This is a genomic window from Paenibacillus turicensis (assembly GCF_017873435.1).
GTDB lineage: Bacteria > Bacillota > Bacilli > Paenibacillales > Paenibacillaceae > Fontibacillus > Fontibacillus turicensis.
The window spans coordinates 181,447-203,766 of the sequence record NZ_JAGGKG010000006.1 but is presented as its reverse complement, the minus strand read 5'-3'; the positions used below and the strand labels follow the sequence as shown (position 1 = coordinate 203,766).

At 37.7% G+C, this 22,320-nt stretch carries 19 protein-coding genes and 1 pseudogene; 11 read left to right on the top strand and 9 right to left on the bottom strand.

Annotation, left to right across the window (positions count from 1 at the left end; translation table 11 throughout):
• Nucleotides 1-5 precede the first annotated feature (5 nt).
• Nucleotides 6-386, top strand: a complete 381-nt coding sequence (locus J2Z32_RS08510; protein ID WP_210088727.1) for a hypothetical protein — start codon at nucleotides 6-8, stop codon at nucleotides 384-386.
• Between the two features lie 18 nt (nucleotides 387-404).
• Here J2Z32_RS08510 and J2Z32_RS08505 read toward each other — a convergent pair whose 3' ends face one another.
• Nucleotides 405-1,337 (bottom strand): NAD-dependent epimerase/dehydratase family protein, encoded by a 933-nt coding sequence (locus J2Z32_RS08505; protein WP_210088726.1) that lies wholly within the window; start codon nucleotides 1,335-1,337, stop codon nucleotides 405-407.
• 173 nt (nucleotides 1,338-1,510) lie between these two features.
• Here J2Z32_RS08505 and J2Z32_RS08500 point away from each other — a divergent pair, with 173 nt between their 5' ends.
• Nucleotides 1,511-2,530, top strand: coding sequence for a YhcN/YlaJ family sporulation lipoprotein (locus J2Z32_RS08500; RefSeq protein WP_210088725.1), 1,020 nt, complete (start codon nucleotides 1,511-1,513; stop codon nucleotides 2,528-2,530).
• An 81-nt stretch (nucleotides 2,531-2,611) separates the two neighbouring features.
• Here the strand turns inward: J2Z32_RS08500 and J2Z32_RS08495 are convergent, their stop codons facing one another.
• A complete protein-coding gene (locus J2Z32_RS08495; protein ID WP_210088724.1) occupies nucleotides 2,612-3,850 on the bottom strand; it encodes an MDR family MFS transporter in 1,239 nt (412 codons plus the stop codon).
• A 110-nt stretch (nucleotides 3,851-3,960) separates the two neighbouring features.
• Between J2Z32_RS08495 and J2Z32_RS08490 the strand changes: the two genes are divergently transcribed.
• The 3 genes from J2Z32_RS08490 to J2Z32_RS08480 all read left to right on the top strand — a co-directional run bounded on the left by J2Z32_RS08490 (nucleotide 3,961) and on the right by J2Z32_RS08480 (nucleotide 8,823).
• The gene (locus tag J2Z32_RS08490; protein WP_210088723.1) at nucleotides 3,961-5,751 is read left to right on the top strand and encodes an ABC transporter substrate-binding protein; all 1,791 of its coding nucleotides are present in this window, start codon (nucleotides 3,961-3,963) and stop codon (nucleotides 5,749-5,751) included.
• Between the two features lie 134 nt (nucleotides 5,752-5,885).
• Nucleotides 5,886-6,584, top strand: a complete 699-nt coding sequence (locus J2Z32_RS08485) for a response regulator transcription factor (protein ID WP_210088722.1) — start codon at nucleotides 5,886-5,888, stop codon at nucleotides 6,582-6,584.
• A complete protein-coding gene (locus J2Z32_RS08480; protein ID WP_210088721.1) occupies nucleotides 6,559-8,823 on the top strand; it encodes a sensor histidine kinase in 2,265 nt (754 codons plus the stop codon). Before J2Z32_RS08485 ends, J2Z32_RS08480 begins: the two co-directional genes overlap by 26 nt.
• Nucleotides 8,824-8,997: 174 nt before the next feature.
• Here J2Z32_RS08480 and J2Z32_RS08475 read toward each other — a convergent pair whose 3' ends face one another.
• The gene (locus J2Z32_RS08475; protein WP_245251310.1) at nucleotides 8,998-9,564 is read right to left on the bottom strand and encodes an LOG family protein; all 567 of its coding nucleotides are present in this window, start codon (nucleotides 9,562-9,564) and stop codon (nucleotides 8,998-9,000) included.
• A gap of 81 nt (nucleotides 9,565-9,645) precedes the next feature.
• On the opposite strand from J2Z32_RS08475, the gene J2Z32_RS08470 reads away from it, so the two are divergent.
• Both J2Z32_RS08470 and J2Z32_RS08465 read left to right on the top strand, forming a co-directional pair.
• Complete coding sequence (locus J2Z32_RS08470) at nucleotides 9,646-9,969, top strand: MazG nucleotide pyrophosphohydrolase domain-containing protein (RefSeq protein ID WP_342453937.1); 324 nt, start codon at nucleotides 9,646-9,648, stop codon at nucleotides 9,967-9,969.
• Nucleotides 9,970-10,002: 33 nt separating this feature from the next.
• On the top strand, nucleotides 10,003-10,518 hold the full coding sequence (locus tag J2Z32_RS08465) for a hypothetical protein (protein ID WP_210088720.1): 516 nt from the start codon (nucleotides 10,003-10,005) through the stop codon (nucleotides 10,516-10,518).
• A 165-nt stretch (nucleotides 10,519-10,683) separates the two neighbouring features.
• On the opposite strand, the gene J2Z32_RS08460 is transcribed toward J2Z32_RS08465, so the two are convergent.
• The 5 genes and pseudogenes from J2Z32_RS08460 to J2Z32_RS08440 form a co-directional block, all read right to left on the bottom strand.
• Nucleotides 10,684-12,561, bottom strand: a complete 1,878-nt coding sequence (locus J2Z32_RS08460) for a flavocytochrome c (RefSeq protein WP_210088719.1) — start codon at nucleotides 12,559-12,561, stop codon at nucleotides 10,684-10,686.
• Between the two features lie 157 nt (nucleotides 12,562-12,718).
• Nucleotides 12,719-13,480, bottom strand: coding sequence for a SagB/ThcOx family dehydrogenase (locus J2Z32_RS08455; RefSeq protein WP_210088718.1), 762 nt, complete (start codon nucleotides 13,478-13,480; stop codon nucleotides 12,719-12,721).
• 143 nt (nucleotides 13,481-13,623) lie between these two features.
• Nucleotides 13,624-13,716, bottom strand: a pseudogene (locus J2Z32_RS08450) (LuxR C-terminal-related transcriptional regulator); the annotation flags it as partial.
• 27 nt (nucleotides 13,717-13,743) lie between these two features.
• Complete coding sequence (locus tag J2Z32_RS08445) at nucleotides 13,744-14,451, bottom strand: hypothetical protein (RefSeq protein ID WP_210088717.1); 708 nt, start codon at nucleotides 14,449-14,451, stop codon at nucleotides 13,744-13,746.
• Nucleotides 14,430-14,780 (bottom strand): AAA family ATPase, encoded by a 351-nt coding sequence (locus J2Z32_RS08440; protein WP_210088716.1) that lies wholly within the window; start codon nucleotides 14,778-14,780, stop codon nucleotides 14,430-14,432. The genes J2Z32_RS08445 and J2Z32_RS08440 overlap by 22 nt, the downstream gene beginning before the upstream one ends.
• A 152-nt stretch (nucleotides 14,781-14,932) precedes the next feature.
• Between J2Z32_RS08440 and J2Z32_RS08435 the strand changes: the two genes are divergently transcribed.
• Both J2Z32_RS08435 and J2Z32_RS08430 read left to right on the top strand, forming a co-directional pair.
• On the top strand, nucleotides 14,933-15,193 hold the full coding sequence (locus tag J2Z32_RS08435) for a hypothetical protein (protein ID WP_210088715.1): 261 nt from the start codon (nucleotides 14,933-14,935) through the stop codon (nucleotides 15,191-15,193).
• Entirely contained in the window at nucleotides 15,190-15,579 is a 390-nt protein-coding gene (locus tag J2Z32_RS08430; RefSeq protein WP_210088714.1) for a pepsin/retropepsin-like aspartic protease family protein, read from the top strand. The genes J2Z32_RS08435 and J2Z32_RS08430 overlap by 4 nt, the downstream gene beginning before the upstream one ends.
• A gap of 114 nt (nucleotides 15,580-15,693) precedes the next feature.
• Here J2Z32_RS08430 and J2Z32_RS08425 read toward each other — a convergent pair whose 3' ends face one another.
• Nucleotides 15,694-15,918, bottom strand: coding sequence for a helix-turn-helix domain-containing protein (locus tag J2Z32_RS08425; RefSeq protein WP_210088713.1), 225 nt, complete (start codon nucleotides 15,916-15,918; stop codon nucleotides 15,694-15,696).
• Nucleotides 15,919-16,125: 207 nt separating this feature from the next.
• On the opposite strand from J2Z32_RS08425, the gene J2Z32_RS08420 reads away from it, so the two are divergent.
• Both J2Z32_RS08420 and J2Z32_RS08415 read left to right on the top strand, forming a co-directional pair.
• Nucleotides 16,126-17,280: a response regulator gene (locus J2Z32_RS08420; protein ID WP_210088712.1), complete on the top strand. Its 1,155-nt coding sequence runs from the start codon at nucleotides 16,126-16,128 to the stop codon at nucleotides 17,278-17,280.
• 144 nt (nucleotides 17,281-17,424) lie between these two features.
• Nucleotides 17,425-22,089: a collagen binding domain-containing protein gene (locus J2Z32_RS08415; protein WP_210088711.1), complete on the top strand. Its 4,665-nt coding sequence runs from the start codon at nucleotides 17,425-17,427 to the stop codon at nucleotides 22,087-22,089.
• The last annotated feature ends 231 nt before the right edge of the window (nucleotides 22,090-22,320 follow it).

The following is a 22,320-nucleotide window of genomic DNA, read 5'->3' as shown; positions in this document are numbered from 1 at the left end:
CCTAAATGAAATATCAACACCGGACGGGGGCAGGGAAATATGAGCATGGTCCCATCTCGATTGGAGAAAATGAGCTAGTATTAACCTCTGTAACTTTAAGCCCAATCAGCCAAGGTGATAAAATTAAGCTACAATATATTATTGAATGGACTAGACCTAATGAATGGGATACAGGAGAACTAGAAATTATGATCAGACGTGGTTCTGTGGAGGGACCTATTATATATTGGACATTAGAAACATGTTTTGGTCAAGCAAAACATAAAGAGGTTATAACAGATACGGATAGCAGCATAGGTGTAGAGCAGTACTATTTATCAGTACGCTCTGCGGAGGGACGCGCCATAATTAATGGAGATTACTTCCTAACAGGAACAATTGAGTAATTAATAAAGCCCCCAAGTTTATTGGGGGTTTAGTTTTGTTGCGTATGTTAATTCAAGCCCCTTTTCAATTGGATATTGTACCTGCCAATTCAGGTGTTTACAAATGGAAGTATTACATAAACAACTATGCTTAATATCGCCTTCTCTTGTTGAGGAATGAAGTATAGGAACAATATCACCGTAACGCTGGTGAATGTTATTGGCTAAGGTGGCAAGTTTATTAATAGAAGTTTTTTTGGCGGTACTGACATGTAAAGTTTGGGAGGCACCTCTCTCGTGGGCGGCTATTAATGCTTGCACTACGTCGTCAACGTATATAAAATCACGGGTTTGCTCTCCATCACCATGAATGAGCAGTGGAAGAGATTTTGATAAGCGCTCCATGAAGATCGCGATCACGCCACCTTCTCCCTTTGCAGTTTGTCCTGGACCATATACGTTAGCAAAGCGCAAAATTGTATAAGATATATTATAAAAATCATGATACATCTTAATATATCCTTCAGCGGTTAGTTTTGATAATCCATAAAAAGAAATGGGATGTGTAGGATCATGCTCTGTGATGTACTCTTTTTGCAATTGTCCATAAACAGCAGAGGTTGAAGCAAAAATAACTTTTGTTGTATTACAATGTTCCCGACAGTACTCTAAAATATGCAAAGTTCCACGAATATTTGTATCTGCATCATGGGTTGGAAATAAAATTGATGATTGTACATCAGCTTGTGCAGCTAAATGATAAATGATTTCAGGTTGTATCGTTTTAATGAGTTCAATTGTATCAAATTGAGCAATATTATGAACATGTAGTATAGCCTTTGGATGGACCATCCGAGCTGCCCCCGTGCTTAAATTATCCATGACATGAACCTCATATCCTAACTGGACTAGGCTTGAAACAAGATGTGATCCAATAAACCCAGCCCCTCCTGTGACGAGAATTCGTTTCATTTTCTGTATTCCTCCCTTCATTTTCATATGAAATATCCTATGTTAAACATATCCTGTGTTGATTGGGCATTTGGAGGAGGCGGTGATGTTTTCCTGTATGTGTTCATTGATAATCAGACATCCTAAGGACGAAATAATGATTTCATAAACCAATAGGAAAGGCTGATGAGACAATGAACGTAAGTAAATTTCTTCGTTTATCTTTATCTGCTGCTTTATTAACAAGTGTTGTGGGGATGACAGGGTGTGGAATGAATGCGAAGAGCAATATTCGTACACAAAACGTAAGAAATGATCAAAACTATATGCGCCCTTATTCTACAAATGAAGCTGGACGTTATAATGCTGGTTATCACCATATTGGCTCGATGCGCTTTAGCAGTGCATTAAGCACTCAGGTTGCTAAGCTTCCAGGGGTGAGAGCAGCACATGTCGTGTTAACAGATCGTGATGCATATGTCGCTGTTAGGTTAATGGAAAATAACAACACTAGCCGCACCAATAGCTACAATCGTAGTAACATAAATAGCTATGGCTTAAATGGTACGACAGATATGAACAATATGTATGGCAATCGTGGTGGCAACAGCATTGCAGGGGATATTGGCCGGGCAGGTCGTGATCTTGGCAGAGGTGTAGTTGATACTGGCCGTGACCTAGTAGGTGGAGTAGCAAATACAGGACGTAATGTCGTTAATGACATAGGTGGTACAGGCCGTAACATGATGAACGATATGACGGGAAAAGGAAATGCCGGAAATTCTCGCATGAATAGCTACAACGGTACTGGTACAGGTATGGGAATGAAAAGCAGCAATATGAATAACAACAACATGAATATGGGTACGAATCAAGATCAAGTGCCTCAAAATGTGCGTGATGAAATTACTCGTTTGATTAAAAGATCAAATAAGGTTGTACAAAACGTGTATATTTCTAGCGATGAAAGCTTCATGAATGAAGTCGAAGGTTATTCAACAAATTCACGTGGTGGAAGTGTGATTCAGGATACAATGACAGGTTTTGAACGTCTTGTTAATCGCATTTTCCCATTTGGCAATGGTGACAATGATATGGGCGTAAATAATTACCGTAACAATCGAATGAACAACCGTATGAATAACAACATGAATATGAACAACATGGATATGATGGATAGAAATCCTTCGGGATATCAAAACGGCACTCGTTAATTTGTAAGAACAACATAAGACTCATTAAGCTTGATATCGCTTAAATGAGTCTTGTTTTTGTTTACAGATAAGAAATTATTTCTAGGTAGAGGATTGCCTGATTTTAAGTCTTTTATGGGCAATGATTAGAAAAGGTAAACCCAACATCGTGGTTAGCATAAGCGGGATAAATACAGCAAGACCATGATTTCCATATTGATCGAGTAGTAACCCTCCTAACACAGGAGCCATCACATTTCCTAAATTGTTAAAACCGATTGTACCAAAGTAGGTGCCCTTATATTCTGGCTTTGCAATGACATCAATGAGCATATCCATCATCGTGAACAAAAGTACTTCGCCAATTGTAAAGATGACAACTCCAAACATAAGGAGCAATATGCCGCCATCTAAGCCAAACAAAAGCATACTAAAAGCCACGCATATGTTACCTAATATTAATGGAACAATAGGTGGGAATTTGCTTGCTTTTCGTACAATAGGATATTGAACAACAAGCACAGCCACCGCGTTTAATGATAGCATATAAGAATAAATTTGATCTCCATTTGGTAAATTGGGGTTAGATGCTAAATATTGTGCAAGCGTAGACCCAAAGTGTCCATAACCCAACACACAAAAGATGGTTCCTAACAAAACGGGCAAGAAGACACGATCTTGCGCTGTTGTTGTTATAGCTTCCCTTAGAGAAGGTGCCTGCCGTTGGTGGTGATGTTGGGCATGTTCGGTTTGATTTGCTTGCATTAACAAGCTTGCACCGTGTTTTCTAAATTGAATAAATAGGACAATACCATAAACTACATAAACCACACCTGCAATTAGAAAAGGAAATGTAGATTTCGCTGACCCTAGCTGTAGACCAATAATAGGTCCAAACACGACACCAAGATTGATCGCTGCGTATCGCATATTAAATACGAGTAAACGATCTTTTGCTGGTGTGACATCAGACAACAACGCACGCGAGGTGGGTTCAAATACAGCTCTACATAACCCATTTAACGTGTTCACAACAAAAAATGCCCACAGCTCATTTGAAATAGCAAAACCAACAAAAACACAAGCCCAACCAAATACAGAGACAAGCATAACAATCTTACGTCCAAAAATATCTGAAATGTATCCGCCATAAAAGCTAACTAACACGCCAGCTAAGGAGCTAACTGCGACAGTAATCCCCGTTTGGGCGTGAGAAGCGCCAAGCGTTTGTGTTAAATAAATGGATAGGAAGGGGATGCTCATTGAGGTAACGAGTCGCCCAAACATAGTTCCAATAATAATGGTCCAAGCTAACGGATGAATGTGTTTTAGTTTTTTCATATTGCAGACTCCTATTTTCAAAATGACTTGTGTATAATTTTAAAGGGAAAAGGGGGAACTAAAAGTGTAACATTTTTTTTAGTATTTCACCTTTTGAGAGGAGTGAGGAAATGGATATAAATACTACCCACTTTATACATATAGCAAAAATGATGACTGTACCGCAAAAAAATCAGCCGTTTCCAATTACGATTGAACAGCTTTCGGAGTCTTTATGTTGTACACCTCGTAATGTTAAATTTATTTTGCGACGCCTTGAAGAGAGTGGCTTTATTGAGTGGAAGCCAGGGCGGGGACGAGGGAATATCTCGCAGCTTACTTTGTTAAGAGAAGTAGAAGAGGTGATTGAAGGTAGCTTTCAGGAGCTTATTGCTAAAAATAAAATAAAAGAAGCGATTGAGTTTATGCGTAGTTGGGAGAGCAATGAGGGGCTGAAGCAACGTTTATTTAGCTCATTAAGTGTTAAAATGGGTTTTCATAGTGAGATGGAGACGACTTCCAAACAGGATGTTTTAAGGTTGATGCAAGGACGTAAATTGGAGAAGCTTGATCCGGCATTTATTTATACTGCGTTTGAGGCTTATTTAGTAGGGCAGATCTGCAATACATTAATTACTTATGATGCCACAAGTGATGATTTCCTGCCTGAATTAGCACATAACTGGGAGCATAATGACGATTACACATTGTGGACGTTTTATTTACGTAAAAGTGTAAAATTCCATCATGGCAAAGTCATGACTGCTCAAGATGTTAAATTTACGATTCAGCGCTTATTAGATGTGAATAGTTCGGTTATGGAAAGCTTTAAAGATATTGAAGAGATCGTTGTAAAAGGCGAGCGGTGTGTACAGTTTCAGCTTCAACGTCCAAATTTGTTTTTTCTGCATTTGCTGAGCTCTGTAAATAGTAGTATTTTGCCTTACGATATTGAAGCTAATCATTTTAGTGATAATTTAATCGGGACAGGTCCTTTTCGTGTATATGAGCTAAATCAAGATGTGCTCATTCTTCATGCCTATGAACAATATTATGGGTTACGTCCTCACTTGGACGAAATTGATATTTGGTTTGTGGCAAATCCACCCTCAAATGAACGTTATTACGAAATCCCTTTGGAAAATAAAGTGAATTTACCTATGAAGGGGAACGAGGCAAAAAGATTTCATTATACAGCTTCGGGCTGTAAGTATTTGCTGTTTAACTTTCATATAGAGGGGATTCAGCATCAGCTTCTCTTTCGGCAGGCATTAAGAATCATTTTTGATCAGGTGGCGATTGTCAAGGAACTGGGAGGTTTTCGTGTTGCACCCGCAGATAGCTTCCTTCCATGGAGAAGTAAAGAAAGGGAATGGAGTGAGCCTTCTTTAACATTAGCAGCACAATTGCTTAAGCGTAGCGGTTATCAAGGGGAAACCATTAACCTTGCCTACAAGCTGCATAAGGATGATGAGGATGCGAAGTGGTTAAAGCGTCGGGCAGCCCAAGTTGGCTTAAATATTGAGCTACAATATTATGCACAAGTAGATACAACGATTTCTTGTAAAGTAGAGCTTATGCTAGAGTCAGCACATATTGTTTTGGTTGAGGAGATTTTAGAGGATGACTGGCAGTGGGGGATGATGAATTTTTTCGGGAACAAATCAAATTATTTACATCGCTTTTTATTGCCTGAACAAGTAGATGAGCTACATAGCTTGTTACAGCACTTTTCGGAATTAGAGAAGGAAGCACGAATCGCCTTACTTGTGAAGGCAGAACAAGTACTTCAGAAAAATGCTTGGTTGCTACATGGCTATCATATTAACAACACGGCGTTATTAAATCAGAGCCTGCTAGGGCTGCATACTAGCTCGTTTGGCTTTCTTGATATTTCTAAGCTATGGGTTAAGCCATCTTGAAAGTCTCTATTCTAATAATCTTTAGAATTTCTTTTGTTTTAGCTACAGTTTGTTTTTAATAATATGTCTTATTGTAAAGAAGACAGTATATGTGAATCAAACATATGATTGTCAATGGAAATTGGGGGAGCAAAATGTCACATACGATTTTAGTTGTTGAGGATGATAAAGAAATTGCAGAAGGAGTGAGTATTTATTTAAAAAATCAAGGTTATCAAGTGTTCCAAGCATCTAATGGTTATGAGGGGCTAGAGGTCATCAAGAGAGAACATATTCATTTAGCGATTGTTGATATTATGATGCCTATGATGGATGGAATTACGATGACGTTGCAGTTAAGACAAGACTACGATTTTCCAGTTATTTTTTTAAGTGCTAAATCGGAGGAAATTGACAAGGTCACTGGACTCAATATCGGTGCAGATGATTATGTTACAAAGCCATTTACACCAATGGAGTTATTAGCAAGAGTTAACTCACAGCTTAGACGTTATGATCGATACTTAAATACAGTAACTCAGAAGGAGCAAAAACATGTCTTTACGATCGGTGGCTTAGAGTTAGATGAGAATTTAGTTAAGGTTAGTATTGATGGTGTTGCTGTAAAATGTACACCTATTGAATTTAAAATACTAAGCTTACTTATTAAAAGCCCTGGACGAGTCTTTTCAGCGGAGGAAATATATGAACGAGTATGGCAGGAGCGTGTCATTTCTACAGAAACCGTAATGGTGCATATTCGAAATATTCGAGAAAAAATTGAAATTAATCCGAAGGAGCCAAAATATTTAAAGGTGGTATGGGGTGTTGGCTATAAATTGGAAAAGCAATAAGTTGAAAAGCTGGTGGAACGGTTGGTGGAGTAGATGGGTGTTATTATTGATCCTTGCGATCATTATGGTTAGTTTGTACCCTTTAATTGCTAAAAATGCGGATCAGATAGAGCAGAGTGGTATTGTTTCTATAAAGGAATCTCTAAAGGATGATTTTATTGAAAATTTGTTAAAGGCAAGTTATGTTTTGCCAGTTGAATTGGAAGGAACAATAGCGGGTAAACGTTTTTTTGCTGATACTTTATATCTTCCTAAATTTAATGGTTCTGGTGTGTATCCGATCAATAATTTGATAGAAAATTGGCAATTAGATTTTAATAAAAATTTAGAGCAATATGGGTTGCAGTATTATATCATGCGAGATAAGGATAAAAAATCACTCACAAATTCAATTGAGAATTTAGAACATGTTATTGGCGGACAGATTCTAAAAGATAAGTTTCAATTTTACGCTGTTATAAATTTTGATGCTGAAGGACGTATGAATGTTCCGTTTTGGTGGCTTTTTGATAAAACTAAAAAAGAGCAATTAATGACAATGGATTTGAATCGAACCTTAATTAAGCCAGCTTTAAATAAGTTGGAACGATTTCAAGCGGACAACGTAATGAAGGCTTTTCAACCACCAAAGGATTACACCCTCGTTTTTGCTGCCAAAGATAGGGATTTTTATATGAAAAACACGGTCATTATTCAAGGCCAAGATGGCTCCTTTGCAGATGCGGGCTTTGATTTAACACTCTGGAGTGCAATTGGTTGTGCCTTTATGTTAGCCTTCCTATTGCCAGGAAGAAAACAATGGGTTATACATCATCCTTGGTTGGCTAAAATTCCATTTGAAGTATGGGTAGTGATCATAAGTATAGGTACTTGCTCATATTTGTTGTTGTTACCTTGGTCCAATTTCATGATGCACAATGAAATACTTAATGTGCAACAAATTTTGCATGTCATTGGGATTATATTGCTTATATTTTTAATTTTGTCAATGTGGCATGTGGGAGCACTCTGTGTTACTCAATTAGCGGACTTAGGTATAGCAGGTTATTTAAAGAAACGTACAATCACTGGTTTTTTAATACTAAAGGTGAAGGCTCTAATGTTGTGTTCTTGGGCAAGGTTTAAGTCATTTTTAATCTCATTAAGTGAAATCGATTTACGTGAGCGTAGCAATAAGGCACTTATTAAGCTACTACTGATGTTGTATGGCGTGCTTTTCATTGGCTGTTTTATTGGGAGTTTTCTTCTTCTTCCTTCTCAATATTATTCATTTAGTCGAATAGTAGCTAACTTTATTGTATATTTTGGCTTTATTATTCCTATACTCTTTGTTGTTTTATTTTATATTCTTTCTAAACGTCTGAACCAAATTAAAAGCAACTATAACACGCTGCTATCAGCAACAGAACAAATGGCAGATAAAAATTTAGAAATTATGATTGATCAGGATTTAGGCATGTTTAATCCGTTAAAGGAGCAACTTGAAAAAATAAAAGATGGTTTTAAAATCGCGGTAGCTGAGGAAGTCAAAAGTCAAAAGCTTCGTAGTGAGCTTATTACTAACGTATCGCATGATCTGAAAACACCAGTTACAGCAATCATTACTTATGTCAATTTATTGTTAGATCAGCAAGGAACAGAAGAGGACAAACAAAAATATGTAAACATTTTAAATCAAAAATCACAACGCTTAAAACGGCTCATTGATGATTTATTAGAGCTTAGTCGAACGTCAGATTATAATATGGTTTTAAATCGGATGGACGTAAATATCGTGGAGGTTATTCAGCAGGTAGAGGTAGAGCTTGCAGAGCGGATTAAGGATTCTACCATTCAGTTCCGTTTCAATCTACCTGATCATAAGGTGTTACTGCAATTAGATAGCGAAAGAACTTACCGTATTTTTGAAAATTTATATACAAATATAATTAAATATGCGGCGCCTCATTCCAGAGCGTACATTGAAGTGGATGATAAAGATCAGGAAGTTCAAGTGATATTTAAAAATATGTCTGCATCCGAATTAGAATTTACTGCTGAGGATGCGATGGAACGATTTATTCGTGGAGACAAGGCACGTCATACCGAAGGCTCTGGGCTTGGGCTTGCCATTGTGAGAAATCTTGTGGAGATGCAAGGCGGGAACATTCAGATTGTACTTGATGGTGATTTATTCAAGGTTGTGATCACTTGGCCAAAGCACAAGAATGATAATACAATTACAGATGACAAAATTTAAAGGTATGCAGGTATAAAGATATAAAGATAAATACGTATAGACTTTTTGATATGAAAAGATAAATAAAAAGAAATAAGTAAAGATAAAGAAGAAAAGAATCCAGAGATAAAAAGAATAAGGGGCTGGGATTACATTAATAATGTAGTCCCAGCCCCACCTAATTAGGTGTATTTTTTAGTTGTATTTTCTAATGTTAGGTGGAATATAAGATTCAATAAAGTCATCAATCTCCATTAAGTCACTAGAGATTAAAATTTTGTCTCGGTCTGACTGAGTCAAAAAGTCTTCTGCCACCATTTTATCGTAAAATTGTTCCAATAAATCATAATATCCGTTTACATTATAAAAAATGCATGGATTTACATGCTCCCCTATTCTCCCCCATGAAATCACCTCGGTAATTTCTTCTAATGTGCCAGGTCCCCCAGGAAGGGCAATATAGCAGTTGGCAAGCTCAATCATTTTTGCTTTTCTTTCATGCATGTTAGAAACGACGATTAATTCCTTTAGTCCATTATGTGCTAGTTCTCTCTCCTTCAGAAAGGTAGGAATGACACCAGTAACGACACCATTTTGCTTTAATACGGTATCTGCAATCAGTCCCATCAGTCCTGCCTTACCCCCACCGTAGACAAGCTCGTAATGGTGCTTGACAATCCAATCACCTAACTCAATTGCAGCTTGCTCATACACAGGATTATTTCCTTTACTTGCCCCGCAATAAACAGCTATCCGCTTCAATTCAATTCCTCCAGTATAATTTCCTGACTTTCTCCATTCTCATCTATGTTATCATAAAATGAAAAGGGAGGGTGCTGTATTGTGTTAGACATTAATCAATATCAATGTTGGATTAGCGACTTTTATAAAAATCGGGGATGGTATGCTTTAAATCCTTTTATACGGGTCAACTTTTTGTCGGAAGAAACAGGAGAGGTAGCTAGAGCGGTTCGGGCTTTAGAAATTGGTAGAGATCGACCAGATGAGCAAGCAGCTTCTTCAGAACAGCTACTAGATAATTTAACCGAGGAGCTAGGTGATGTATTAGATAATATATTTATTTTGGCAGATAAGTATAACATTACCTTAGAGCAAATCCTTGAACAACATCAAAAGAAATTACAGCAAAGATTTCAAGAGGTTTAGGGGGAAGTTGTAATCAGGAGGGCTATACGGAGGATGGATGGTTGGCCAAATTTAGCGTATGGGGATGAGGTGGGATACAAAATGTATGACAAAAAGTTATACGAAACAGTCTATGCTTTAAAGGAAAAGGATCAAGGTATTCATTTAATGAATGAGTTATGTTCAAACATAGAACAAGATATCAGCATAGATGATATTGCAGACATAATGAAGCTTTATAGTGATAACGCTACTAATAGTGAGCAGAATGAATTTGTTACTGAGGTTATAAATAATGCAGTTTTAATTGATCCAAAACGTTCTTCACAAATTATTATTAATAATATAAACATATTAATTGAAGAAGATGCTATTGGCTGTATGACTTATTTGTTTTTACTTTTTATACATTGGAATAAAGAAATTACCGATATATTTTTAGATGCGCTAGTTAACGCAGATGTAAAGGATAGCAACATCATTATTAATGAGCTAGCTTATGAAATCGAAAATGATTATGACGATTTATATGATGATTTTTTTAAAAGATATTATGCAAAAAAAGCTTGAACAAAGCATGAGTTAATGGGTTGTACTAGGTAAATTAACAAATACACAATCATCATCGTACCAATAGTTTTAATGCTCCTTTTAGCTTAAAATGAAAAACGCCACCCAAGCTAGACTTAGGTGACGTTTCTTGTGAGCTCTTACTTATTTTACTGCTAGGTTAAGTTATTTTACAAAATTGGAAGCACTTGTGCCAGCAATACGTCCAAATACGATCGTATCTGTTAACGCATTTCCACCTAGACGATTCGTACCATGAATCCCACCTGTCACTTCACCTGCAGCAAACAGACCAGGAATGATTTCTCCAGAGGTTGAAATCGCCTGTGCATGCTCATTGATTTGAACGCCACCCATCGTATGATGGACAGTAGGTACACGCGCTGCTGCATAGAATGGACCATTATTAATCCCATTGTTAATGCCATCAGTATCGGTAAATAATGTACGTCCAAATTCGTCCTTTTTACCTTCTAAGTCTCCGCCTTTGCAATAACGGTTATAGTTGTTCACGGTGTCAATCAAGTTTTTCTCAGGCACACCCATTAATTTAGCTAACTCTTCTAAGGTATCCGCTTTTAAACTACGACCAGAGTCTACTAGGCTTGAAATGGTCTCCCCAAAATTATTTACTTCGTTCCCCTTTGGATACGTGTCACTATCCATAACGATAAACATTTTTGTTTCTTTTTGTTTGAACAACGCAAGTGTCATCTCATCGCGACGTCCACCTTCATTTACAAAACGATTCCCATCTAGATTAATGAAAATTCTACTTTCAACAGCATGTTCAATATTGCCTGAAAGGCTTCCTGTTTTTGGATCACCTAATGGAAGCAACTGAATATTTTCCATTTGAATGAGCTTAGCGCCAATTTGCTCAGCCATAATCATGCCATCACCTGTAATACCACTCGTATTTGTACTTGGAATGGAGGAGTCTAGGGTAGGCCATTTTTTGTTGATTTCATTATACTTTACACGCATTTCAACATTTTGACCAAAACCACCTGTAGCTAAAACTACACCATTTTGAGCTTTGACCGTAATCTTGTTGCCAGTCTTACCTGTGCAGCTTACGCCAGTAACAATCCCATTTTCCACGATAAGTTCATCGGCTTTTGTATTGTAAACCATCGTAATGCCATCATGTTTATCGATGTATTCCTGATAAGTCTTAAAAAATCCTGTGCCTTCTGGTTCAATTGGCTTATGTGCACGAGGCCACATGCCACCAGTTACTGTGAATACGTTATCATGGAATTTCATACCAAGCTCTTTTAGCCACACTACACCAGACCAAGCGTTATCTACAAGGGTATGCACCAGCTTTGGATCTCCTTGTTTATCTCCGCCCTCAAAGGTTTGCGTGTAGTGCTTCTCCACACTGTCCTTATTTGCTAGCGCAGTTTCACTGCCATCATCCACCGCATTAAAGGCTCCACCAGAAAGGATCGTATTGCCACCCATTTTAGACGCCTTTTCAATGACGATGACCTTTTTACCTGCTTGATTTGCCGTTGTTGCAGCGGCCATACCTGCGCCACCCGCCCCGATGATAACGACATCAGCGGTAAGCTCTTGATCCGCTTCCTTTGTCTCTTTTTTCTTAATTGCTAATAGCTTGTTAATCCCATCCTCATTTAGACCAGCTTGTTTGAGGCAATCCTTAACGCCATCTATGATTGCTTTGCTCGTAAGGGTTGCTCCTGCCACTGCATCTACACCTAAGCCCTGCGTTTCAATAATTTCAGCAGGTAGGGACTCTGTTGCGGGTTCTCCAACTCCAGAGGTTTCCTTATGGTCTACCTTAATATCTGTAATTGCTGTATCTGACACAGTGACATGAACCGTCATTTCATGCATACCAGACACTTTAGCTGAGTAGGTTCCAGCTACATATGTTGCGCCATCTTTTGGTGAAGCGCTTTCGGATTTGGAACTCCCTTTTCCACAACCCGCTAACATAGATAAAACTAAAATCATAATCAAGCTTACTAACATTGCCTTTCTGCCTAAAAGCTCATACCTGACTTTTCTCACTTCTGTCTCCCCCTAATTAGAAATATGCAAAATCATTATGTGAAATATTTCACTTAATATATTACCGTAGAACCTACTTTTTTTCTGAGTTAAATGTCACAACGCTGCTGGGCAAGCCTATTTGAAAGTAGGAAAGAAGGGGGGAGGTTCACGAGAGCTAATCTCGTTTCTTCCCTACAGCTCCAAGATAAATAATAAATTCTTCTTCACCATCTAATTGGAGAACCTCGTCAATAAGTTTTTGATCATAGATTCCTATTGCACAAGCACCTGCACCAATCGACTCACTAGCCAAATATAGGTTTTGGCATACGTGTCCAACATCGATAAGAATTTTTTTGTGAGCTGAAATATCATATTTCCACTCTGAGCGGTAGGGGGTTGTGCTCCATGCAAATAGAACGGAGGCTTTTTTAGCAAAGTTAGGTACAAAAGGTTGATCTAACGTAATGTCGTCAATTTTAGCTTCAAGCTCATCCAGCTTAAACATAAATAATAGCTTATGCTCTACTGGAAGGTATCTGTAAATCCCTTGCTCGATTCCCTCAACACGCATAATCATCAAATACGTTTCAAATGTGTGTGTTGCGCCACTACAAGGGACGGTTCGTAACGTAAGACCAAGCTTGTTCATCCCTGTAATACCTTGCGTAGCCCACAATAAATAGGACAATTCCTCTAAACTTAATGAGTCTGTAGAATAAAATCTCGTACTTCTTCGTTGTGTGATACAATCAAAAATGTTTTCATTACTTACAACGTCTTTACTAACCTTTGGTAAATCAATAATAAGTGAGCTTGCATCAAAGGGTTTAACGACAGGTGGTTGCCCCAAACCTTTGATTTTATCGGTTTTAATTCCTTTAAATTGATGAAAATTAGACTTTAAAAATACCCTTTGCTGTGCATACCTTGACATGATAGACCCTCCAAAGCTTCTTTAATTATTTAAATCTATCACGTTGACTTAATAAGTTTGTGATTGTAATCACTAAAGGGAAGGGAACAAACAAAAGCCCTCTTTTCCTAATAAAATAAGAAAAGAAGGCTTTATGTTTATAACTAGATTTTTAGCTCCCCAAGCTTGATTAGCTCCACGACTGCTTGCGAACGACCTTTGACATTGAGCTTTTGCATCACATTAGAGATGTGGTTTGAAGTACGTCGGTATTAGCCACATGATTATAGAGATTTGACCGTTCTTGTTTTTGCAGTGTAAGGAGTTAGCTCCTCTGGTTCAAAAAATTGACCATATATTTTACAACGAAAATGCTCTACTGCATTTGATAAGTCGTTATAGTGTTTTCGATATACAGTAATCGTATGACTATTTTCATCCTTAATTTCTTTTGCCACAAACCAGTTTTTGTTCATTTCTTGGAGAAGTGTTTTACAAACTGCTATATTACCTTCACCTGACTTATACAGTTGAAAATGCCAAGCTGGCACACCTATAGATTTTTTGAAATGAATGATGGGAATATAAATGCTCTCGTAAGTCCATTTTCTCAACGACCTATTGGAAAATATGAAATCCAAGTTTCCATATGCATTCTTTAAATTAGTCCAGTTTTTATTGTGCAATTCAATGTAATAATCAATAAGCTTCTCAACTTTATTAGAATCATCATCATCAAAGTAATAATTCGCTTTCCCAATCAAAATAATAGCCTGTATAGCTTCTTCATAAAATAATTCCATTGCCTTTCGTTTAACAGCAAAATATTCAGTTAGAGACATAATAAATCCTAATACTGCACTTCCAAAAAGTGCAAGTGAGATGTTATAAATTAGTAGCATCTGTTCTTTACTATGAAGGAGAATTGTTCCTATAAGACTAGTAGCACTGATTACAAATGTAATTATAGTCAACCATTTAGGACTACGCATATTATCTCACACCTTATCCCCTCAATGGCATATATATCATCTTCTATATGATATATAATAAAATATTCCTCATCTCCGAGATTCCGTCTAATCTCCATTTTCTCCCCTAATAAGTCCAGCAGATTAGTTTTCCCACTACCATTTTTACCTATTATTGCAGTAATGTTGCTGATTTTTTCATTGAATAATGACTGTGATCTTGTCTTCATTATTTTGAGTTCGCGCTTTTTTGAATCTCTATTATAAGTTACGTTGAAGTTTGACGAAAAATTAAATCCTAATTCTTTTATGTTTCTAAATTTTTGCACCCACAAATATATTAATTCCATTCGAACAACTCCAGTATATTATTATGAGTAAATTTGTCTGATGTCTCATGTAGTATCGTACCATATAATTACAATCGTTCGCATCCACTTCCTTCGTTCTAAGGCAACTATGCTATAATAGGATTATTACAGTTCCAAGTGAGGTGAAGCCGATGAAATGGGGAGAAATTACTGAACTACATCCAAGTCGTTTTGTGCTAGTTGAGGCAATCAAGGCAAGCTCCAGCAATCGTGTACGGCAATTAGAGGATATGGCTGTTATTCAAGATTTTGATAATCCGAAGGATGCGTGGACTGGTTATAAAGAATTGCATAAGCTACATCCTTTACGTGAGCTATATGTATTCCATACAAGCAGAAGCGATGTTGAGGTAGTAGAGGAGTTTTTCTCAGGAGTACGGCAACGAACATGAAACTGAAACTAAAGCAGGGCTTACCTATTATTTCACTAACCATAATCCATCATGAAAAATCTATTATTTTGGATAATATCCTATTTGATACAGGCTGTGCAGCAACAGTTTTTGATACCGATGCATTAGCTGCAATAGATATTCACATTGATTTTATACATGGACGAGCCAAACGCATGTATGGAGTTGGGGGAACAAGTGAAATTTGCTATGAGCAACATATTTCTGATCTAAGTATCGAGCACGTTGATTTAACTGATTTTCCAATTCAACTTGGTTCAATTCAAGAGCCATATGGATTTGATGGAATTGTTGGTATTGATTTTATGATTAGAGCGAAGTGCAAGGTGAATTTTGGAACGATGAATATTGAACTTGGAAATTAACAAGCATTACCGATATTAAAGGTAATTGCTTGTTTTTATTTTAAAACTATAGAACAACAAAACAAAAGCCCTCTCTCCTTAATAAAATAAGAAAAGAAGGCTTTATGTTTATAACTAGATTTTTAGCTCCCCAAGCTTGATTAGCTCCACGACTGCTTGCGAACGACCTTTGACATTGAGCTTTTGCATCACATTAGATATGTGATTTCTTACTGTTTTTTCGCTAATAAACAGTTGGCCTGCAATGTCGCGAGTCGTTTTATCCTGTACGAGAAGTTCAAAAACTTCGCGCTCACGATGAGTTAACAAAAATTTACTATTACGTTCGTTGCTTTTCAAAATGCGTCACCCCTCCTTGCTCGGGTTATGTGGTGTAACAAGGTTAAGGGATACAGTCAAGACATATTATGAAAGAAAAACCGTATTGGTGCGATGACGATAAAAAAATGGGCTTCTATATATCAACAATGGAAAAATAGATATGCCACAGAAAAAATATGATATTATAAACATTGTCGTTTATTTACGCTTGGGAGGATCGCTTAAATGAATAGGACTTTAAATGTGCTAGTTGTCGACGATGAGCATCTTGCGGTATTTAGACTTAAGGACATGCTAAAGAAGCAAGCTCCACCTGGCATGGAACTTGCTTTAATTGGAGAGTTTTTAATGCCTGCTGAGGCAATTAAAGTTGCAGAGAAGACCCCAATTCATTTAGCTTTCTTGGATATAGAAATGCCAGGAATGAATGGATTTGAGCTTGCAGATGAATTACTTAAACTTCAACCTCAGATGTACATCGTTTTTACGACAGCATATAAAGATTATGCCATTAAGGCGTTTGAGATTGATGCTATCGATTATTTGCTAAAGCCAGTGACATCAAATCGGTTAGATATTACATTAAATCGTATTGCTTCTTCACCTATGATTTCTCATGGACACGGTCATCCCATGCTAAAGCCTAGACTTGGCTGTTTTCAAAAACTACATTATAAGGATGAATGTGGTGTGGAGCAGCTCTTTCCATGGAAAACGTTAAAGGCGCAGGAGTTATTTTCCTATTTATTGTTGAATCGGGATAAGGTAATAAATAAGCAGGTCCTCATCGATTTGTTATGGCCCCAATACAATCTGGAAAAGGCAACCACTCAGCTTCATACGGCGATCTATCAGATCCGTAAGGTGCTCAAGGAAGTAGGCATGCCTATTGAAATTAAATATGTTGAAGGGGGATACAGTATGGTGATGGGCGAAGTTGAAATAGATGTGCAAGTATGGGAAATAGCGGTGAAGCAGGCGCCTGCATTTACCCCTCATACTGTAGAACAGCATACTGAGATCATGAATATGTATCAGGGACATTTTTTAGCGCAATCTGCTTATAGCTGGGCAAGCTTAGAACAGGAACGGCTTCAATTATTATGGTTTAATCATGCAAATCAGCTTGCAGAATTATATTTTTCATTATCCAGGTACCCACAAGCAATAGAAGTATATCAAAAAATGATTCATTTTACCCCATATATGGAAGCTGGATATTTTGGACTTATGCAAATTAATGCTATCCTCCATTATCCGTCAGAGGTTAAAAAACAATATGAACTCTTATGTGAGGCATTGAGTGAATTGCTTGATATTACGCCAAGTCATAAGGTAAAAACGTGGTATGAGAACTGGAGCACTTTTAGTCAATCCTAAACCTTGAGTGAGTTTTCAGAGACGCCCCTAGCTTCACTGCTTTTAGCAGTGAGGCTTTTTTGTGTTATTCAGAAAAAATTCAGTAGGTTGATTTATATTAAATTTTATATTCTTTTAAAATACGAGGTGAGGTGACAGGTGAAAATGAATAAGCGCAAAAAATCGGTATTTATTGGTGTAATTTTGTTATTGCTAATAAATACGATATGGCCTTCTTCATTGGTGAGCGCAGAAGATGTGGTAGATCATCAGAATCAGATAGAAATGAATAATGAAAGTACTCAGCATAATGAGAGCAACGAGAGTAGCGACAATGCAGATGACAACCAGAATAGCGAGACTAACAATGTAGAGAACAGCCCAAATAGTGAGACTGAGAATGCTCAGAACAATGAAAATAATGAAGCTGTTGAGAATACCGAGGGGAATAGTGATCTCACTGAGGCACTTCCAGAAGAAGAGGAGCAGTCGCAACAACAATTATCTAATGCAGAGGATCCTATTTCAAATGCTTTACCGATTACAACAGAGCATTTTAAGGTAGATAGTCTTACTATCACTAACGATGCGGGTCAATCTATCACAGAGATTCCTGTTGACCAAGGTTCACGCGTACAAATTGATATGAATTGGCATTTAGAGGGAGGACATCCATATCAAGCAGGTTCAACGTTCTCTTTTCAGCTTCCGCAGCAATTTGAGTTGGCAGCACCCATTCCATCAGGAGGACAAGATGAACCAGAACTAGCGGGTGATGTAGGCACATTTAGAATTAGTGCGGATGGACTTGTTACCTTTACATTTAATGAAGAAATTAATGAGGGTGCTGAGGTGAATAATGGCACATTTCATGTATGGCGGGAATTTAAACGTTCAAATTCCTCTGAAAGCACCAAGCAGGAATTAAAATTTTTAGTCGAGGAAGAGACATTATATACAATTCCAGTTCATTTTAAAGTGAATGGGGCACCCATGACAAAAACAGCAACGTCTAACAAAACGATGAATCCAACTGAAATGAGCTGGGTAATTGATTTTAATAAGGCGGAGCAAACGATTGCAAATGCAGTACTGCATGATGAATTACCTCATCATCTTACATTAGAAAATTTGAAAATTTACAAATTAAATGTGAGTTTAAATGGGAGTGTTACTGAAGGTGAAGACGTAACTTCCAGCTACACACCTTCGGCAACAACAGGGAATTTTGAAATTGCCTTTGGCAATATTTCAGATGCATATCGTGTGAAGTATACAACACCCATTACGGATACTTCTATTTCAAGTTATACGAACAAGGCAAGAGTAACTGGGACAAGTGAAGGGTCTGAATTGATGCAGACACAAGCGACAGTGCAAGTGAAATATAGTAAGCCTTTGGAAAAGCTAGCTGATGGTTACGATGCCAATTCACAAACGATGGGCTGGAAAGTTAACTATAACTTTAATGAGCGCTTCTTTAGTCAAGGGGACGCTTGGATCGAAGATCACTTTGATACCGAAAATTATGAGCTACTTGAAAACTCCTTTGTAGTGAACAAAGTTACCATTGCCAATAATGGAGCAGGAACTAACCCACAGCCGATGGTTAAAGGCGAGGATTATCAAGTTGTTAAAACAGCAACAGGTTTTAAATTGAATTTCACAAAAGACATTAGTGAAGCTTACGAAATTAAGTATAAAACCAAATCCATTCCTCGTGTGTACGCTGAAGGGGTTAGAGTTGAAAATGAAGTGACTATGCATGGTGGGCTAACGGAGCATGCAAGTCATACCCTACAGCAGGTTATTTTTAACAAAACGTCAGGAAATGTAAACTATAATTCTAAAAAAATAACATGGAACATGAGTCTAAACCAAGATGAGAAGGTTATGGACAATGTTGTGATTACTGACCATTTCGACTTAGATCAGCATATGCAATTTTTACCTGATAGTCTTGTCATCAGTGGGTTAACCGAAGGTGAAGATTATACTGTTTCTAAGCGTTCAGGCTTAGAATATAATCAAGGCTTTATTATTACCTTTAATCAACCTGTAACAGCAAGTCATAACATTATGTATCAAACCTCCTTTGATCCTAAGCTAAATACGAAAGGATATACGAATACGGCAAAGCTAGATTGGGAGGAGAACAGCAAGGCGCAAGTCCCTATTGAAAAGGAGGCTAAAATTAACCCTGATAACTATACACAAAACAACGGAAATAAAACGGGTGTATATGATCGTGCTTCCAAGGAAATTACGTGGACAATAGATATTAACTACAATCTGCATCCAATTGAGCAGGCAGTTGTACGCGATCAGTTTACAGGAGAGCAAACCTTTGATAAAAATCGACTCACTGTTCATGAGCTAGAGCTGAGTGGAGGCGTGAATGGTGTTGTTCAAAAAGATCAGCTACAGGAAGGTATTGATTATACCGTTGTAGAGACGAAGCAAGGGGAACAAATCAACGGATTTGAGCTCAAGTTTGCTAATCCAATCAATAAAGCTTATCGCATTACGTATAAAACTAGCCTTGTTAATCATCCTGTCGTAGAACAGTATTCCAATCAAGCGACGTTAAGAGATGGGGATAATCCAATCGATTTATCGAAGCTTACCTCGACAGTAGCACCCCCACATGGTGGCGAATACATTATGAAAACGGGGTTACAGGGTAGCGGTGAAAATCAAGATTTTGCTTATTGGACAGTACATGTAAACCGTAGCCAATCCCATATTGAGGCAGGGGCGAAGCTCACAGATACTCTTTCTAGCAATCAAATTTTGGTGAAGGATTCCTTTAAAGTTTACAAAACAAATGTAAATGATTTAACCAAAGCAGGAGAGCTAGACCCAGAACAATATAAATTAGAGATAGAAAATAACCAGTTCATAATAACCTTTACTGATGCGATTGATCGCGCGTTGATCGTAGAATATCAATCCTTTATCAATGCAGATCATGGAGAGGATATTACGAACGAAGCGAAATTTGCGGGTCAATCCTCTGGTGTTGTAGATAAGTCACAGGATAAAAGCATTAAAGTCATTTTCTCAGGTGCTTCTGGTGGGGGAACGACTTCAAAGGGCGATTTAACGATCGTTAAGGTAGATGCAGCTTCCCCTGATGTGAAGCTCAAGGGTGCTACATTTGGCCTTTATGATAAAACAGGCAAAACATTAATTCAAACGGCAGAGACAAATGAAGCAGGTCTAGCTGTATTTAGTAACATCAAGCATAAGGAATATATGCTTAAGGAGTTATCTGCACCTGTAGGTTATTTGTTTGATCTTGAATATAAAACAGGTAAAGTGATTTCATTTAGTAGCAGTAACCATACGATTGAAGTGAAAAACGTCAAAGGAGTATGGGATGTACAACTGACTAAAGTGGACAAAGATAAGACAGATAAAGTGTTAGAAGGTGCGCATTATAAGCTTCAACTACGTAATGCACAAGGAGAATATGAAGACGTTGTAGATTATAGAGATATGGTTACATTACATGACGGTACAATTTCTTATAGCAATTTGCAAAAGGGAGGGCATTACCGCCTAATTGAAACCGTAGCACCACATGGCTACAAGCTTGATGCCACACCAATTTTGTTTACAGTAGATGAAAACCAAAGTGCGACACAGCAGATTCAGGCTGTAAATGAAATTAATGTTGGAGCAGTTAAGCTTATAAAGCGGGATGCATTAACGAAAACACCGTTAGCAGACGTTATATTTAAGCTTCAAACTGAGTCAGGTGAGTTAATTCAAGACAACCTAACCACAGATGCTGAGGGACAGATTACAGTCGCTAATCTTCCAGCAGGTCAATATCAATTTGTTGAGGTTAGCAGTCATCCTGATTATGTTCTAGATCCAGCCCCACGTAATTTTGAAATTGTGGAGGAAGGTGTGACGGTTAACGTTGAGGTCACGAACGAGCAAATTCCAGGTACAGTGATCCTATCCAAAATTGAAGCGAACCGTCCTGAGCGCAAATTAGCAAATGCAATCTTTAGAATTTTAGACGAAAATAAAGCAATTCTAAAGGACAGCTCGGGCAAGGCAGTGGATCAAGTAACGACAGATACTACGGGGCAAGCTTTATTTAAGCTTAGACCTGGGAAATATTATTTGCAGGAAATTCAAGCGCCAGTTGGTTATGTACTTCAAAACACTTTAACGCCAATTGAGGTTGTGAAGGACAAGGAAATAAAAGTAACCATTGCGAATGAAAGATATGTAGGTGGAGGTGGCGGTGGAACGCCAAGTGGTCCAGATGGTGGTAGCACACCTCCCGTGCCTAATGTGCCACAAAAGCCAGACCCAGAAAAGCCTAACGGACCAGGTGAGGAACAACCTGAGCAGCCAAAACCAAACGAACCTAACACACCGGACAAAGAAAATAACAATCCTCCCAAAAAAGAGGAAGTAAAAACGCCTAAGAAAACGCCAGTGAGTGGGAAGGTAAAGGTTCCAGAGAATACAACGCCTAAGGTTTCGGAAAAACCAAAAAACGGAAAAGTAACTATCGATAAAAATGGAAACTGGACCTACACGCCAAACAAAAAGTTTGAAGGTAAAGATTCATTTACGATTTCTATTCAAAATGAAGAAGGACAAGAGGAATTCCTTACTATCGACGTAGATGTGATTCCTTTAGGTGGAGTAACAGGGGATGGTTCAGGATCAAACCCATCTTCAACAGGCACCCTTCCACAAACAGGTGAAAATAGCTCATTACCAATCCAGCTTCTTGGAGGAGCAATGATCTTGTCGGGGATTGCCTTATATGTACGTAAAAGAAAACAAACGATGAACTAAATGCATTAATGGACTTAATGTATCATTAAACAGTCATATCTGGCTGCTAAAGCAACTCAGGTATGGCTGTTTTTTCGTTGTTTAAGCACAGAAAATACATATATGTCCAAATACTTCACTTCATGGAAGTTATAATAGTTCACCAATTACATATTTGTACAATTGCATAGGAGATGAGCTTATCGTTAGTATGAATATGGGTAATATATCCATTTAAATTTGAATGGTAAA